Origin of the sequence: Cryobacterium inferilacus, assembly GCF_019599185.1 — a bacterium.
GTDB classification, from domain to species: domain Bacteria; phylum Actinomycetota; class Actinomycetes; order Actinomycetales; family Microbacteriaceae; genus Cryobacterium; species Cryobacterium inferilacus.
Genome location: NZ_JAIEUL010000016.1, coordinates 1 through 14,318 on the forward strand (window position 1 = coordinate 1; position 14,318 = coordinate 14,318).

The 14,318-nt window shown below is 67.4% G+C and carries 18 protein-coding genes; 9 read left to right on the plus strand and 9 right to left on the minus strand.

The window, feature by feature from the left end; all coding sequences use genetic code 11:
* Window positions 1–145: 145 nt before the first annotated feature.
* The 3 genes from K2F54_RS13940 to arr form a co-directional block, all read right to left on the minus strand.
* Window positions 146–511, minus strand: a complete 366-nt coding sequence (locus K2F54_RS13940) for an HNH endonuclease (protein WP_308287664.1) — start codon at window positions 509–511, stop codon at window positions 146–148.
* Between the two features lie 75 nt (window positions 512–586).
* On the minus strand, window positions 587–1,207 hold the full coding sequence (locus K2F54_RS13945) for a class I SAM-dependent methyltransferase (protein WP_220606457.1): 621 nt from the start codon (window positions 1,205–1,207) through the stop codon (window positions 587–589).
* 60 nt (window positions 1,208–1,267) lie between these two features.
* A complete protein-coding gene (gene arr / locus K2F54_RS13950; protein WP_220606458.1) occupies window positions 1,268–1,702 on the minus strand; it encodes an NAD(+)--rifampin ADP-ribosyltransferase in 435 nt (144 codons plus the stop codon).
* A 139-nt stretch (window positions 1,703–1,841) separates the two neighbouring features.
* On the opposite strand from arr, the gene K2F54_RS13955 reads away from it, so the two are divergent.
* Together K2F54_RS13955 and K2F54_RS13960 are read left to right on the plus strand one after the other, a co-directional pair.
* Window positions 1,842–2,432 carry a MarR family winged helix-turn-helix transcriptional regulator gene (locus K2F54_RS13955; RefSeq protein WP_220606459.1) on the plus strand — a complete coding sequence of 197 codons (591 nt, stop codon included), beginning with the start codon at window positions 1,842–1,844 and terminating at the stop codon, window positions 2,430–2,432.
* Complete coding sequence (locus K2F54_RS13960) at window positions 2,429–3,361, plus strand: NmrA family NAD(P)-binding protein (protein ID WP_220606460.1); 933 nt, start codon at window positions 2,429–2,431, stop codon at window positions 3,359–3,361. The genes K2F54_RS13955 and K2F54_RS13960 overlap by 4 nt, the downstream gene beginning before the upstream one ends.
* A 67-nt stretch (window positions 3,362–3,428) precedes the next feature.
* On the opposite strand, the gene K2F54_RS13965 is transcribed toward K2F54_RS13960, so the two are convergent.
* A complete protein-coding gene (locus K2F54_RS13965; protein WP_220606461.1) occupies window positions 3,429–4,250 on the minus strand; it encodes a hypothetical protein in 822 nt (273 codons plus the stop codon).
* A gap of 196 nt (window positions 4,251–4,446) precedes the next feature.
* A complete protein-coding gene (locus K2F54_RS13970; protein ID WP_220606462.1) occupies window positions 4,447–5,385 on the minus strand; it encodes an AraC family transcriptional regulator in 939 nt (312 codons plus the stop codon).
* A gap of 170 nt (window positions 5,386–5,555) precedes the next feature.
* Here K2F54_RS13970 and K2F54_RS13975 point away from each other — a divergent pair, with 170 nt between their 5' ends.
* Both K2F54_RS13975 and K2F54_RS13980 read left to right on the plus strand, forming a co-directional pair.
* On the plus strand, window positions 5,556–5,912 hold the full coding sequence (locus tag K2F54_RS13975) for a putative quinol monooxygenase (protein ID WP_255577118.1): 357 nt from the start codon (window positions 5,556–5,558) through the stop codon (window positions 5,910–5,912).
* 141 nt (window positions 5,913–6,053) lie between these two features.
* Window positions 6,054–7,706: a hypothetical protein gene (locus K2F54_RS13980; protein WP_308287665.1), complete on the plus strand. Its 1,653-nt coding sequence runs from the start codon at window positions 6,054–6,056 to the stop codon at window positions 7,704–7,706.
* A gap of 122 nt (window positions 7,707–7,828) precedes the next feature.
* Here the strand turns inward: K2F54_RS13980 and K2F54_RS13985 are convergent, their stop codons facing one another.
* Window positions 7,829–8,395 carry a GrpB family protein gene (locus K2F54_RS13985; protein WP_220606463.1) on the minus strand — a complete coding sequence of 189 codons (567 nt, stop codon included), beginning with the start codon at window positions 8,393–8,395 and terminating at the stop codon, window positions 7,829–7,831.
* A 22-nt stretch (window positions 8,396–8,417) separates the two neighbouring features.
* Here K2F54_RS13985 and K2F54_RS13990 point away from each other — a divergent pair, with 22 nt between their 5' ends.
* Complete coding sequence (locus K2F54_RS13990; RefSeq protein ID WP_308287666.1) at window positions 8,418–9,014, plus strand: Rossmann-fold NAD(P)-binding domain-containing protein; 597 nt, start codon at window positions 8,418–8,420, stop codon at window positions 9,012–9,014.
* On the plus strand, window positions 9,011–9,487 hold the full coding sequence (locus K2F54_RS13995; protein WP_220606464.1) for a hypothetical protein: 477 nt from the start codon (window positions 9,011–9,013) through the stop codon (window positions 9,485–9,487). Before K2F54_RS13990 ends, K2F54_RS13995 begins: the two co-directional genes overlap by 4 nt.
* 242 nt (window positions 9,488–9,729) lie before the next feature.
* Here K2F54_RS13995 and K2F54_RS14000 read toward each other — a convergent pair whose 3' ends face one another.
* Entirely contained in the window at window positions 9,730–10,938 is a 1,209-nt protein-coding gene (locus K2F54_RS14000) for a cation:proton antiporter (RefSeq protein ID WP_308287667.1), read from the minus strand.
* A 197-nt stretch (window positions 10,939–11,135) separates the two neighbouring features.
* Between K2F54_RS14000 and K2F54_RS19605 the strand changes: the two genes are divergently transcribed.
* From K2F54_RS19605 to K2F54_RS14015, 3 genes are read left to right on the plus strand one after another with little or no spacing between them, the layout of a single operon-like run.
* Window positions 11,136–11,768: a type I glutamate--ammonia ligase gene (locus tag K2F54_RS19605; protein WP_308287668.1), complete on the plus strand. Its 633-nt coding sequence runs from the start codon at window positions 11,136–11,138 to the stop codon at window positions 11,766–11,768.
* Window positions 11,726–12,100: a glutamine synthetase gene (locus tag K2F54_RS14010; RefSeq protein WP_220606467.1), complete on the plus strand. Its 375-nt coding sequence runs from the start codon at window positions 11,726–11,728 to the stop codon at window positions 12,098–12,100. Before K2F54_RS19605 ends, K2F54_RS14010 begins: the two co-directional genes overlap by 43 nt.
* Window positions 12,101–12,135: 35 nt before the next feature.
* Window positions 12,136–12,507 (plus strand): Rossmann-fold NAD(P)-binding domain-containing protein, encoded by a 372-nt coding sequence (locus tag K2F54_RS14015; RefSeq protein ID WP_308287669.1) that lies wholly within the window; start codon window positions 12,136–12,138, stop codon window positions 12,505–12,507.
* Between the two features lie 54 nt (window positions 12,508–12,561).
* Here K2F54_RS14015 and K2F54_RS14020 read toward each other — a convergent pair whose 3' ends face one another.
* Both K2F54_RS14020 and K2F54_RS14025 read right to left on the minus strand, forming a co-directional pair.
* On the minus strand, window positions 12,562–12,870 hold the full coding sequence (locus K2F54_RS14020) for a hypothetical protein (protein ID WP_220606468.1): 309 nt from the start codon (window positions 12,868–12,870) through the stop codon (window positions 12,562–12,564).
* 203 nt (window positions 12,871–13,073) lie between these two features.
* Window positions 13,074–14,153: a DNA cytosine methyltransferase gene (locus K2F54_RS14025; protein WP_220606469.1), complete on the minus strand. Its 1,080-nt coding sequence runs from the start codon at window positions 14,151–14,153 to the stop codon at window positions 13,074–13,076.
* Window positions 14,154–14,318 lie beyond the last annotated feature (165 nt).

The window sequence follows — 14,318 nt, forward strand, 5'->3', positions numbered from 1 at the left end:
GGCCATGAACCATGGTCCCAAACCCCGGGTTAACCCGCCGGGACCAACACTCGAAAAAGCAACACGCTCTATAGCGGGCGCATCCAGCCATACGAGGTGCAGCGAAGCCGGCACCCGGGACCATCCGCCCGCGTTAGCAGCCTTACTAGGAGGGGAGCAGCGTCGGCAGGATGGTGGCGTAGCGGAGCAGGAACTCGCGCTCGTCAAGTTTCTTGCGGCGCAGCCACCCCGTGACCTCGTTGTTGTGTTTGCTCGCGTTGCACGACGGACAGGCGGGAACCACGTTCTCGAGGGTGTACCGGCCGCCACGAGAGATCGGCATGATGCAGTCCCGCTGCAGGGCCGGGCTCTCTGCTTGGCAATAGGCACATCCACCCCACGCGGCGAGGAGGTCGGCCCACTCTTCGGCGGTGAGGTCGTTGTCGACGCGGGCGAGTCGCCCTTTCCGGCGCTTGGCATACCGCGCCCGCGCTGCGGGGGAAGCAGCGGAGAACTTGCGGCGAGGGGGCACGACTCTACGGTACTCCGGCGGGCGCATCCGCCGTGCGGTGTCGGCGCGTGCAGGTGGTGGTCACACACGCCTCGGCTATCGCGGGGCGGCATCCGTGTGGGTGGAGACCCGAGCCAGGATCGCGCCGTGCGGCCGGTATCCCTGCCCGGTGCGCGTGTGGGTCTCGATGACGTCGAAGTGAGCGGCCCGCAGCTCGTCACTGAGCGCGTCGACGGGCCAGCGATAGGCGGTCGTGATGGCATGCTCAAACTGTTCGAGAACCGGGCCTTCGAAAAAGCCGAGCAACAGTTCGCCGCCCGGCTGCAGCACCCGGGCGAACTCGGCCAGAGCGTGGCGCAGGGCGCTCGGCTCATGGTGAATGAGCGAGTACCAGGCCAGCACGCCCGCCACCGTGCCGGATGCCTCTGGAAGCGCGCCGATGTCGCCGATCTCGAAGCGCACCCCCGGATGCGCCCGCCGGGCATGGTCGATGAAGCTCGGCACCAGGTCCACACCTCGCACCTCGACCCCACGCTCGGCGAGATGCCCCGTCCAGTGCCCGGGCCCGCAGCCGGCATCGATCACCGGGCCGTCGAGCCGATCGGCCCACCCGGTGACCAACTGCAGATCCAGTGGATGCACCGACGTCATCGAGCCCAGCTTCTCCGTGTACTCCGCCGCACGGCGGGTATACGCGGCAGTGATCTCGAAAGCCATGGGGTTGAGCCTAGGTGCCACGCACTCGTCAGGCCCACAGGGGATCCTGTTCGCCAGACCCTAGTCGTCGATGACCGCGCGGCCCTGCCGGCTCAGTTCGGCCAGGCCGTCGCGCATGGCCTGCACCTGTTCGGGCGAATGCCCCTCCCAGTCCGTCAGTTCGCCCACGACCTTCACGGGTTCGCGGGTGCGGTACGACCGGGTGGGGTTGCCCGGGAATTTCTTGTCCGTCACATTGGGGTCGTCCTCGAGAGCGCCCGTGGGTTCGACAATGTAGATCCGCCCCGGCCCCTCACCGGCGGCCAGCTCGGCACCCCAGACCGCCGCATCCAGGGTCTGGGTCACGTACACGTGATTCGCCGTTCGACCGGTTTCGAAGTTGGACCCGCGCCCGGGCACCAGCAGCTCACCGACAGGCAAGTGCGCCTTGGTGCCGTGCAGCATCGCGCCCGATTCGTGGACTTCGAAGGGGATGGGACCGTTCGTTGTGCTCACCGCTTCCGAAATTCGGGCGCCGCTCGGCGCGCCGGAAAGTCATCTTCTCGTCAGTCTCCCATGACGATCCGACAACGGTCGAGGACGGGACGTCAAGTCGTCTGACTTTGAGACGATCAAATCCTGATACGGTCGAGCCATGCCCGCCCGACACCCCACCCCAACCACGGATGCCACCACCGAGATCGACTGGTCCTCCGACGGCATCGAGACCGAGCTGGGCTGGGCGCTCACGGCCATGTACCAGGGCTACTCCCGGGCCGGCAGCGTCGCCGTGGCCGATGTGCCCGGCGGCCCCCGCGGCTACCAGGTGCTCGTGGCCATCACCACCGAAGAGCCCACCTCGCAGCTCGCGCTGGCCCACCGGCTCGGCATCGACAAGACCGCCATGACCTACATCATCGACGCGCTCGAGACGGATGCGCTCGTCGAGCGCCGCCCCGACCCGCGCGACCGGCGCATCCGCCAGGTGTACCCCACCGAGGCCGGCCAGACCCTGCTGGCTACCTCCCGCGTCGCTCTCCGCACGGTGGAGACCGCCCTCATGGGCGGCCTCACCCCCGACGAGCAAACCCAACTGCGGCAGCTGCTGGCCAAGGCCGCCCTCGGCGCCGGCGACACCGCCGCCCGCCTGCCCGGCACCAGCCACGACTCCAACCTGCCGGTGCCCGCCCCCGAGCGATCCCGCCGCCGCCCCACACCCTCGACAGAAACAGAGACCCGCTCATGACCACATCCGTTCTCGTCGCCGGCGCCACCGGCGACCTCGGCCAGCGCATTGTGCGCGACCTGCTCACCCACGACACCCGCATCCGCGTGCTCACCCGCCCGGGCAGCGGCACCGCCGCCGCCCTCTACGGCGCCAACGACCGCATCGACATCGTCACCGCCGCGTACACCGACCCAGCTGCGCTCACCACGGCCGTCACCGGCACCGACGTGATCGTGTCGGTCGTGAGCGGAACCCGCCCGGTGATCGTCGACGCGCAGCGCGCGCTGCTGGCCGCAGCCGTGGCCGCCGGCGTGCCCCGCTTCATCCCCTCCGACTACTCGTCGGACTACCGCCAGATCGCCCTGGGCACCAACCGCAACTTCGAGCTGCGCCGCGAGTTCGCCGCCGACCTCGACGCGGCCCCGATCAAGGTCACCTCTGTTCTCAACGGCGCCTTCGCCGACATGCTCACCGGCACCGCGCCGATGATCGCGTTCGGCCGCCGCAAGGTCATGTACTGGTCCTCCGCCGACCAGATCCTCGACTTCACCACCAAGGACGACGTTGCCCGGGTGGTGGCCCTCGTGGCCCTCGACGCCGACGCGCCCCGGGTCGTGGAGATCGCCGGCGACCGGGTCACCGCCCGCAGCGTGGCCCAGACCATGTCGGAGCTGACCGGCACCCCGTTCAAACTGCAGTTCGCCGGCACCACCGGCACCCTGTCGCTGCTGGCCAAGGCCGTGCGCCGCTTCTCCAAGACCACGGATGCCGCCTTCCCCGCCTGGCAGGGCATGCAGTATTTCGTGAGCATGTTCAGCGGCCAGGCGCAGCTGCGGCACGTGGACAACGACCGCTACGGCGACTATGACTGGACCAGCGTGCGCGACGTGCTCGCGGTGCACCTCGCCGGCCAGGGGTCAGCATCCCCGTCTACCGCGCTGAAGTAGACGGTTCGGCCCGGGTGCGGTCATGCACCCGGGCTGTCACCGCCAGCAGCAGCTCGGCGGTAGCCGCTTAGGCGCCGATCCAGTCGCCGTTCGAGTCACTCTCGTAGTCAGTGACACCGGAGTCGATGATCGTGACGGTTCCGCTCTTCATTACGGTCATCTCCACGAAGGCGAACGTGTCGATCGTGCCGTCGGACTCGATGGGGAAGTTGAATGTGTCTGTGCTGCCGTCGTCGTACGGATCAGAGGCGCACGACAGCACGAACGTCAAGGTCTTGGAATCGTCCGAGATGTACCGGCCGAGCTCCGGGTCGGATGCGTCGAGGTCGTCAACAGGAGTCGCCTCCAGCGTCGACCAGGCGGGCTCGGCCGAATACGGTGCCTGCTGCAGGTTCTCGACAATCTCGCCCACCTCGGCGGCGCCGCCCGGGGCCGCCGACTCGGCTTCCTCCACGGTCTCAACGCCGAACTCCCGCATCAAGACGCTCTCGAGTTCATCCTCGCCCTGGGCGGCGTATTCCTCTTTCGTCATCGAGGGCTGGCCCAGTGTGTCGAGGCCGTCTCCGCGATAGTCGATCGCCAGATCGACTGCGCACGCCTTGGACGAGTCCAGCTTGCGTGCCTTCGCCGTCACCTCGCCCACCAAGACGCCGTCGGCATCGGAGCCGGCCGCCTCGAGGAGCGCCTCCGGAATGCGGATGGTCAGCTCCTCGTCGGAACCCCAGGAGGGAGTCTGGAATTCGAAGTCACCCTCCACCGGAGCCCCGTCAACGGACAGGCCCTCTTCGACGCCGTCACCCCGTGGGGTGGTGGAACAGCCGGCAAGCAGCAGCACTGTCGTTGCCGCCAGAGCGGCGGCGAGCATGGTTGTCTTGTTCAAAGTCTGCATATATTCGTCCATGCCTGGAAACCAGACATGTTCCCCCTAATATCGTCCCCGTGGCGATCCGCCGTTCCGCGCGGAACGGCCACCACGAATGATCCTATCGAGGTGGGGAATACCGCTTCCCGAACTTGCAGCCGGCGGGACCACTCGCGTTCGCTGCCGCCGCGAAAGCCTGTGCCTGTGCTGCACGGCCGAACGCCTACGGCGCAGGGAGCGGGTTTTTCGTGCGCGAGGTTGTTCTGTATCGGCCTGGCGGCAGGGAGCGTTCGCGGTGAAAAGCGCGACTGAAGGCATAGACGGAGGTGTAGCCCACGTCGGCGGCGATCGTCTCGAGGGTGTCGTCGGTGTCGCGGAGCCGGTGGGCTGCAAGATTCATCCGCCATCGGGTGAGATACTCGCCGGGCGTTGTGCCCGTGAATGTCGCGAAGCGGCGGGTAAGAGTCTGCTTGGATGTTGCGACCGCGCGCGCCAGAGATTCCGTTGTCCACGGGTGCCCCGGCGCGTCGTGAATCCTGGTGACAGCCTGCAGTAGCAGCGGGTCGCGGAGGACTCCCCACCAGGAGGTGTCGGCTGTGGGCGCGGCGGCAAGCCAGGTGCGCAGGATCTCGACGAGGAGCACGTCGACGAGCCGGTCGAGGATCAGGTCGGTCGCGAGTCCCGGCCGGGCGAGTTCTCGTCCTAGGAATCGAACGATATCGGTCAGGTTCGGTTCGAGCTGCTGGGCTCGGAAGTGGATCAGGGGCGGTAGAAGCGCGAAGACAGGCGTGGATCCAGCCGGATCGTGCGAGTACGACGCGCCCAGGATCTGGGTCTGCACCTCACCGTCCCCGAGGAGGAGCGTCTCTCCCAAGCGCCGCGCTTGGTCCGCGGCGGCGACGTCGCATGAGTGGATGGCGGCGCCTGGAGTACTCGACAGGGTGTGTGCGGCACCCGTCGCAAGGATCACGATGTCGCCGGTCATCAACAGCTGCGGGGCGGCATCCTCGATGGTGAGATACGCGATACCGGCCGTAACGGCGTAGACGACGGCGTCTCGATCGCGAACCCATTCGACGCCCCAGTCGCCGGCCCCGGCAATGCGGGCTCCCGCGCTGCCTCGGACTCCCGAGACCTTGAGCACTTCCGAGAGAACATCCATCTCATGACCCTACGGCGGCCAGTCTAGGAGAGCCAGTTTTCAAGGCGCGACGGTTCTTTCGGATATTTTTCTGTCCCACTCTGGCATTGAGTGGATCACGTGACCCTCTTAGCGTTATGTGTGCCCCGAGCGCACGCTCTGTGGCAGAACGCCCATAGAAAGTAGAAATCATGAGTACAACCGAAGACACCGTCCCCGATGGGCTGATGCCCGCCGATGTGCTGGCCTCCTCGACCCCGGTAGCTGTCTACGGCTTCGCCCGCGCGAAGGCGGGTAAGGAGCAGGAACTCGAAGACGCGATCCGAGCGATCATTCCGAGCGTTCGCGCCGAACAGGGCTACGAACAATATTCGGTACACACCACGAAAGAGCAGCCGGGAGCGTTCGCGTTCTATGAGCGCTGGTCATCAGGCCCTGACATCGCCCGCCACGTCCAGCAGCCCCACATGCAGGACTACTTCGGCAAGCTCGCCGACCTTGTGGAGGGCGACCTCGAAGCCGAATGGCTCTGGCCCCTGCGCGACTAACCAGCTTTGACGCCCCGGGGGAGGGGGGACCCTGGTACTACCTTGCCCTTCCATATCGAGACCGGAGACTGATGTGTCGGTGCGGCGGGGCTCGTAGCGTCGTAGGTGGACGAAAGGCCTGCAATGAATCGAGTTCCCTCCGTGACCAAGCGCCATGGCGCCCCGCCGCCCGGCGACAGGGCATCCGGCATCCGCCCCGTGTTTCGTCACGCTCAACCTGGTGCACGCTTGCGTCAGTCGGCGCCGGTCGCGGCGGGGCTGGCCCTGGTGCTCGGTTCCGCACTGCTGGTCGCATGCTCGCCAGTCGTACCCACCCCGGAGCAGCGGATCACGACGGCCCTTAGCCCCGCATCCGACGAGCTCAGCACTATCGTCGCCGGGTTCGCCCCCGAGGGCTGCACCGATGCCTCGCTGCCCGTCACGGTCGAAGAGCAGCGCCTGACGGCCGTTCTTCCGAACGAGGCCGATCCGTCGCAGCCCGCGGACCGTACGTTCGCGCGCGCGATGGTCGAGGGCGCCGGATTCGGGGAGTTCACCGCTGCCTTCGCCGACGCGGTCTGCGCACAGGGGTCGCTTGCCGACGCTCAGACCGCTGTCGAGGGACTGGGCACCCTGCTGTGGCAGGATGCTGTCGACCGAGTTCAAGCGACGGACGGCGTCACCGGGGACCTGCCGGCGAGCGACGACCGACCGTTGTACTGGGCGCGGCTGGAGGCCATGTCCGTGCTGCATCAGTGGAGCCCGGACTTCGAGCTCTCGACCCAGGAACGTGGGGTGATGGTTGATGCCTTCGACCGGGCGGCCCGCGGCATGCGCGACGTCGATCTGCCGGCCGGCGACCAGGTGGTGGGGGTGCTGGTCAGCGGATTCGATCCCTTCACTCTCGACGGCGGCGCCACGGGCAGCGCGGCGGGAACAACCGGCAATCAGATTCGCCACGGCAATCCGTCCGGCGCGACCGCCCTGGCCATTGACGGTACGACGACGACGGCTCCCGATGGCACCACGGTGCACTACGAGGCGTACACACTGCCCGTGAACTACCCCGAGTTCGAGCGCGGATATCTGGACGACACCGTGGGGCCGCTGATGGAGGCAGGCGACGACCGGTTGGATGCGTCCATCACCCTGAGCCAGGCTGGTGGGTCGCAGTTCGCGCTGGAGCAATGGAACGGCCGCTACCACGGCGACGTTGCCGGCAACGACAACTTTGCGCCATGCCCGCCTGCCGGTTTGACCGGCGCCCCGCAGCTAGCGAAGGACAATCCTGGCTGCAACACCCAGGTTCTGGAGCGTTGGGGCGGCGGCGACACCGTGGCGGATCCGCCACAGTGGACCGCATCGACGCTGCCGATCGAGCAGATGATCGTGGCGCGCACCGGTTCGGATGTTCCTCGTCCGCCGGGCGATACGTGGGAAGACGAGTCGGTGGCGTTCGGCGTGCTGTGGAATACGAACTACCGGTACTTTCCGAGTTGCGATTCGAATGAGGAAAAGGAGACTTCCCAGCGCGAGGACGCCTACCCGCCCGCCCTCGAGCCGACGCCCCCACCCGAGGACTCCTGCGCGCGCAGTGGCGGAGGCGGTACCTATCTGTCGAATGAATCGGCCTACCGCAACACCTTGCTGCGCGATCGGGCGGGGCTCGACATCCCGGCGGGGCACATCCACACGCCCGACATGCAGAACTTCCACACCGAGTTCGCCGTGACGGATGCGACGTTCGAGGCGTGGCGTGATGCCATCGTCGCCCAGACGCGCGAGCTCATCGCGGTGGTGGGGACACACAGCTGACATCGTCGGTCGTTCTTGGTTCGCGTAGCGACCATGAATGACGCGGATGCGGTCTGCACGCTCACCCCCTCCATCACCCCGATCGTGCGGGGAGACCGGACCTCAACGGATGAGCGCCGCCGTCAACTCCCGGCGGTCGCCCGAGCGCGTCCCTTGAGCGCCGCAATGACGTCGCTCTTCGCATCCGCGTAGTCGTTCATGTCGTCCCAGCGCCTGTTGAGCAGAGACCTCTTGGTGCTCTCGTACAGCGCGCGGTCGCCAGCATCCAGGCGCAGGTGATCCCGGAGCAGCAGGTACTCGCCGACGGCCGCAGCCCCGCGCTCGTAGAGGTGCACGTGAACGTCGCGTGCCGGGGTGCGAACCATGCGGTGACCGGGCTCCCGCACGCGCAGTTCGTATCCGGCAGCGACGAGCTGATCGAGGTAGTCCTCCTCCGCGGTGATGTCCGCCACCGCGACCACGATGTCGACGATCGGCTTCGCGGCCAGCCCGGGAACGGAGGTGGAACCGATGTGTTCGATCGTGGCGGCCGCGGACGCCAGGGCGTCCCGGATCCGCGTCTCATGCTCCAGATAGACAGCTGGCCACCGGTCGTCGTAGGTGTGCAGCGTGACGGCGACAGCCTCGGGGCCTCCCACGAGCTCGGTTGCCGTGACATCTGGGCGCCGGGGAGTGCCGTTGTTGCTCATACGGATATCTTTCCAGGGAGTAGTGCTCGGGTTGGTGCGGGACTGTGGTCTAGCCAGGAAGGCACACCGCAACTTCGAGCTGCGCCGCGAGTTCGCCGCCGACCTCGCCGCGGCCCCGATCCAGGTCAGCTCCGTGCTTAACGGCGCCTTCGCCGACATGCTCACCGGCACCGCGGCGATGATCGCGTTCGGCCGCCGCAAGGTCATGTACTGGTCCTCCGCCGACCAGATCCTCGACTTCACCACCAAAGACGACGTCGCCCGGGTGGTGGCCCTCGTGGCCCTCGACGCCGACGCGCCCCGCGTCGTTGAGGTCGCCGGCGACCGGGTCACCGCCCGCAGCGTGGCCCAGACCATGTCGGAGCTGACCGGCACTAAGTTCACGCTGCAGTTCGCCGGCACCACCGGTACCTTGTCGCTGCTGGCCAAGGCCGTGCGCCGCTTCTCCACGGCCACGGACGCCGCCTTCCCCGCCTGGCAAGGCATGCAGTACTTCGTGAGCATGTTCAGCGGCCAGGCCCAGCTGCGGCACGTGGACAACGACCGCTTCGGCGTGCACGACTGGACCACGGTGCGCGACGTGCTCGCTGCGCACCTGGCCAGTCAGGCCCCAGCATGACGGCCCACGATGAGCGCGGCGGCTACGTACCGATCACACGAGGTTCGGGCGGTCAGCCCGCTCACCGCACGCCGTTCGACATTGCCAGCCTCTCGGTGACCGGGCTGGTCATCGTCTGCGAGCTCGATGATCCGGTTCCCGAGAACTCCAGGCCTTCCATGAGCATGAAAATCACCCAGTATTTGCGCCTCTCCGACCAGTCGATGATTCGTCTCGATATGGATCGTGGAGTGTCTTCTTCCCAGCACGGGCGCAGTGGGACTGTCTCCTGGAAACGCTCCTCAGCCCACGTGATCGCCGAAGTTCTCGCCTTGGTGAAGGGGGATGATGCTGCGAAACCGGATTCCTTTCCGTGGGAGGACTACGCGGAAGCCGCACGCCTGCGGGGGATCGCGGTCGACGCCGAGGTGCTGCGCGACCTCCGGCACACGGTGCTGCTGTCAGACGAGCTCGCCTCAATCTACGAGTTCTAATCGGCGACATACGTCTCTGCGCCGGCCGCTCTCGGTGCCCGCACCGGCATGAGCTACCGGGGGGAGGAACCGACGGCGTTGTTGCGCTGCCGCGCAGGCCGTCAACCCCGGGACACTGTCCGGGGCCTTCCGTGCGCCCCTTCTGGCTGGATGAGTTCGCTCTAGCGGGATCATCCGGCCAGACGAGATGCAGCGAGGCCCTCGGGGCATGCGCCCAGGAGCGAATCAGCAACCCGCGCTCGTCACGGTGCTGCGCCGGCGGTCCCGGGCGCCGGCGGTGCCGCGGTACTCCGTTGGTGCTGGGCCAGCCCGAGCACGGGGAAGAACAGCACCGAGAGCATGCCGGCGGCCACCAATGCGGCCGCGAGGGCCGACGTCAGCAGGCCGGTGTCGGTGCCGATGGTGGTGACGGCCACGATCACCGGCAACCCGGTGGCGCTGAAGAACACGATCGCGCGCTTGTCGGCGCGACTGGAGCCCACCGGCGCGGCCAGCAAGCCGGGCAGCCCCCGAACCAGCACCAACAGCACCAGCAACACCGGCAACAGCACGAGCGCCGTCGGGTCGCCCAGCAGCGCCGGGAGGTCGAAGGTGAGGCCGGTGTTCACGAAGAAGATCGGCACCAGGAAGCCGAACGCGATGGCGTCGAGCTTGATCTCCACCACGTGCCGGTCGGCCGGCTGGGCGTGGGCCACGAACACCCGCCAGAGCACGCCGGCGGCGAAGGCGCCCAGCAGCATGTCGAGCCCGAGCACCACGCTGAGCACCACCAGCGCGGCGATGATCAGCACCACCAGACGGATGGCGAGCTGCCCGCTGGTGTGCAGGGTTGCGGAGATCAGCCGGTTCAGCCCGGTGTATTTGCCGCGGGCGGCGACGGTGATCGCCAGGGCGGCGATCACGGCGAAGCCGAGCAGCACCACCGCGGCCAGGCCCGGGTTGCGGCCGCTGAGAAACAGTGAGATCGCCAGCAGCGGACCGAACTCCCCGGCGGCGCCGACGGCGATCACCGCGGTGCCGAACGGGGTGTGCAGCTCGCCGGCATCCCGCAGCACCGGCAGGAGGGTGCCCAGCGCCGTGGAGCCCAGGGCGATGCCCACGATCACCCCCGCCTCCAACGTGGGGGTGAAGGCGATCGCCACGGCCAGGCCGGCCGCCAGCGAGATCGCCCAGCCCAGGGCGGCCCGGGTGAGCGGGCGCCCCCGGATGACCGCGAAGTCGATCTCGGTGCCGGCCATGAAGAACAGCATCGCCAGACCGAAATCGGCCAGCGCAGTGGTGAACTCGTCCGGCTGCACCCAGCCCAGCAGACTGGGGCCGAGAATGATGCCGAGCAGGATCTCGAACACCACAATCGGAACCTTCACGACGCGGCCGACGACCGTCGCGATCAGGGATGCGGCGACGGCGATCAGCGGCACCACCAGCAGGGCGAGGGAGAGCGAATTCACCTGATCTGACCCCCGTGTCTTCTGCCCGATGACCGGCAGTGTGCCATGGGCCGAACCGGATGTGAAGGCTGCGCCGCACCTGGCGGGCCGGGTGGGGGCGCACTGAAGCGGGGGTGTGCCCGATGATGCCAGCACCGACCAGGCTCGGGCCGCCGGGTCGGGAGACCTGATCCTCGGGTCCATCGTCGACCTGGCCGGTGCTCTCCGGGGCAAGGCCGTTCCGGCGGCGCGACTATCGTCGTTCACCGGCCCGGGCCTGGGCGCCTCGCCCAGTTGGAACGTGTTCTGCGCCGACGACGCCCTCGCGTTCACGCCCTCCTTTTCGGTGGTCGGCGACCTGCGCCTGCGCATCGCCGAGACCGACCTGCGCGACGTCGGGGACGGCATCCGCGGGGCACCGGCGGGGTTATTCACGCAAGACGGCGACCCGGCGCGCCGCTCTGCAGCGGATGGTCGCCACCCTCGCCGCCGCGGGGTTCGAGGCCCTGGTGGGGCACGAGATCGAGTTCGTGCTGATGGATGCCGTCTCCGCCGGTACCTATACGGCCTACGGGGTCGGTTCCCTCGGTGCGCAGTACGGTTTCGTGACGGACCTGCTCGAGGCCGCCGCCGGCGCCGGGCTGCCCATCGAGCAGGTGCACGCGGAGTACGGCCAGAACCGGTTTGAGGTCTCGGTGGCGCCGGCCGGCCCGGTGCGGGCAGCTCAGCCACCTGCCCAGCGTCATGGCCGTGTTCGCCAGCTCGCCGGTGTCGCACCTAGGCCTGCGGCCGGGCATGTGGTTCGGGGGTGCACTGCTGCTGGGGACTGGAGAACCGGGAGGCGGCCCTGACGTTCTGCGCCGCCACGGCCGGCAACCCGCGCGGCGCCCACCTCGAGGTGAAGCCGATCGACCCGTCGGCCAACCCGCACCTCAGCAGCACGGCCATTCTGGGCGCGGCCCTGGCCGGTATCCGGGCGCGCTCGCCGCTGCTCACAGAGGTGCGGGTCAATCCCGCCAAACTCAGCGACGCGGATGCGCACGCCGCCCAGCTCGCCCTGCTGCCGACGTCCCCGACCGAGATGCTGCGGATGCTGGCCTCCTCGTCCCTGGCCACCGAGATTTACGGCGAGCAGAGCGACGAGGCCACGACCGAGCGGCTGCGGTTCGTCTGGAGCGCCTGATCGGGCCGGGCCTTGTCCAGGACGACGTCGCCCGGGTGGTCGCCCTAGTGGCCCTCGACCCCGACGCGCCCCGCGTCGTGGGGATCGCCGGCGACCGGGTCACCGCCCGCAGCGTGGCCCAGACCATGTCGGAGCTGACCGGCACACCCTTCAAACTGCAGTTCGCCGGCACCACCGGCACCCTGTCACTGCTCGGCAAGGCCGTGCGGCGTTTCTCCGCGACCACGGATGCCGCCTTCCCCGCCTGGCAAGGCATGCAGTACTTCGTGAGCATGTTCAGCGGCGAGGCGCAGCTGCGGCACGTCGACAACGACCGCTACGGCGACCACGACTGGACCTCAGTGAGGGACGTGCTCGCTGCGCACCTGGCCAGTCAGGCCGAGGTCTCGCCGGCAGTCGTGAAGTAAACCGTCCGGAGCAGGGGCCGCCGCCGGCCGCCGCGGATGTCTTGGGATCTCTACTCAGGGAACGAGGCTGGCCAGCAACACGTGCAGATACGCCAGCAACAACGGGGCGACCTGCACGGCCACTGACCCGAGCCCAATCAGGAATCCCAGAAGCGAGAGCACGGTGCCCCGCACTGTGTTGATCTGTTGGAGTTCGCGGTGTGCGGCACCGGCGAGGAGCATCGCGATGCCACCTAGGAGCATGCTGAACGGTGCGGGCACAATCACCGCGAGCAGTCCGGCCAGGAGCGCGAGAACGGCTTCACCCGAGTATCGAGGCGCACCCGTGTTCGCTGTCGCGACCGGAGCTATCTCGTGTGCCATGGCACTGACGTATCGCCTGTTGCCTAAGTGCAGACGTCCGAGAAGGAGTGCAGGCGGCCACCCTCGCCAGAGACTTCGCTCCAACGCCCGCGGAAGGAGGCACCCGACCCGATTCAGCCCAGATCGGAACCGTGTATCGGCGTTGGGCGGCGCGTACGCAGATTGATGCGGAGTTGAAAGCCCGTTTCAGGAAGCGACGAGACTCACTCACTCAGAATCTTGAGCACCTCGGCCCCGATGGCCCGCCCAAGCGGAACCGGAACTGCATTGCCGATCTGCCGCGCAATAGCTGTTCGCGAACCGACGAACTGAAAGTCGTCGGGAAAGCCCTGGAGCCGCGCCGCCTCATGATGTGTGATTGCCCGGTGCGCCTCTGGGTGGAGATAGCGGCCCTTTTCCGGCTTGAAAAACTCCGTCCGCACTGTGACTGAAGGCTTAGTCCAGTGCATGCGCCCCATCACGTCTCCCGAACCGCTCCGGTGTGAGCGCCAGCACGGGGCAAGAAGTTCGTCCGGCAAGTTGAACCGGTTTCCCCCTTCCGGGATTGCAGCGAAGCGCTTCAAGGACAGTTCCCGATAGTCACGCCCGACGTGGAGCTCAAGCCCGGAGTACGGCCCGTTGAATTGCACGCCCGCGAACGTGGTCGATCTGGGCTCAATGGTATCCGCGCTGACAACTTCGTGCGGAATGCCAGCAAAAGCATATGCCACAGTGCGAGGCGACTCTGCGTGGCTTCGCTCAGGCCACTGCGGAGCCGCTACGTCGGATCTATGGCCGATCATGACCGCCCGCTTACGAGCCTGTGGAGCGCCGTAATCTGCGGAGTTCAAGATGCGGTGGTCGAACGAGTACTCGGAGAACGCCGGATCCTCGTCCAACATGGTGCGGAACTGTTCGAACTGTGGAGACTTCGCGAACGCGGCGACATTTTCGACGATGAAGACCTTGGGCCGAGTTCTTCGGATCGTCTCGGCGTACTGCTCCCAGAGGAAGTTGCGCTCATCGGCAACGTCCTGTTTGCCCAGTGTGGAGAAGCCTTGGCAAGGAGGTCCGCCGATGATCACGTCGATATCCGTCGGGAGCTCCGCGGTGGCCAGCCAGTCCTGGATGGGACCACCGAAGACCTGCGCGTTCGGAAAATTCAAGGAGTACGTCGCCGCTGCCGCGAGATCCATTTCGACAGCTTGCACTGTGAAAAAACGGTCGTCAGCCTCGTGGAATCCCTGAGCGAAACCGCCCGCGCCGGCGAATAGGTCGAGCACGCGGATCGGTCGGGAAGTCATGATCCTGAGTGTATCGTGGGCGTGCGTCACGGCTTGTCCTACTCGACTTGCGTGGCTGCTGTGCAGGCGCTTCCCGATCCCGGTCACAAGCCAATCAGCGTGCGGCAGTGAGAGCCCGTTCCGGCGGTTGACGTTGTCAACGCGATCGCCGGAACGGGCTCGGCC

What these genes read in the sequence shown, in the direction of transcription:
- K2F54_RS13965 (WP_220606461.1), bottom strand. Translation starts at nt 4,250, where the DNA reads ATGCAGACTTTGAACAAGACAACCATGCTCGCCGCCGCTCTGGCGGCA.
- K2F54_RS13985 (WP_220606463.1), bottom strand. Translation starts at nt 8,395, where the DNA reads ATGAGCAACAACGGCACTCCCCGGCGCCCAGATGTCACGGCAACCGAG.
- K2F54_RS14020 (WP_220606468.1), bottom strand. Translation starts at nt 12,870, where the DNA reads ATGGCACACGAGATAGCTCCGGTCGCGACAGCGAACACGGGTGCGCCT.
- K2F54_RS13945 (WP_220606457.1), bottom strand. Translation starts at nt 1,207, where the DNA reads ATGGCTTTCGAGATCACTGCCGCGTATACCCGCCGTGCGGCGGAGTAC.
- K2F54_RS14025 (WP_220606469.1), bottom strand. Translation starts at nt 14,153, where the DNA reads ATGACTTCCCGACCGATCCGCGTGCTCGACCTATTCGCCGGCGCGGGC.
- K2F54_RS13970 (WP_220606462.1), bottom strand. Translation starts at nt 5,385, where the DNA reads ATGGATGTTCTCTCGGAAGTGCTCAAGGTCTCGGGAGTCCGAGGCAGC.
- K2F54_RS13975 (WP_255577118.1), top strand. Translation starts at nt 5,556, where the DNA reads ATGAGTACAACCGAAGACACCGTCCCCGATGGGCTGATGCCCGCCGAT.
- K2F54_RS13960 (WP_220606460.1), top strand. Translation starts at nt 2,429, where the DNA reads ATGACCACATCCGTTCTCGTCGCCGGCGCCACCGGCGACCTCGGCCAG.
- K2F54_RS13955 (WP_220606459.1), top strand. Translation starts at nt 1,842, where the DNA reads ATGCCCGCCCGACACCCCACCCCAACCACGGATGCCACCACCGAGATC.
- K2F54_RS13995 (WP_220606464.1), top strand. Translation starts at nt 9,011, where the DNA reads ATGACGGCCCACGATGAGCGCGGCGGCTACGTACCGATCACACGAGGT.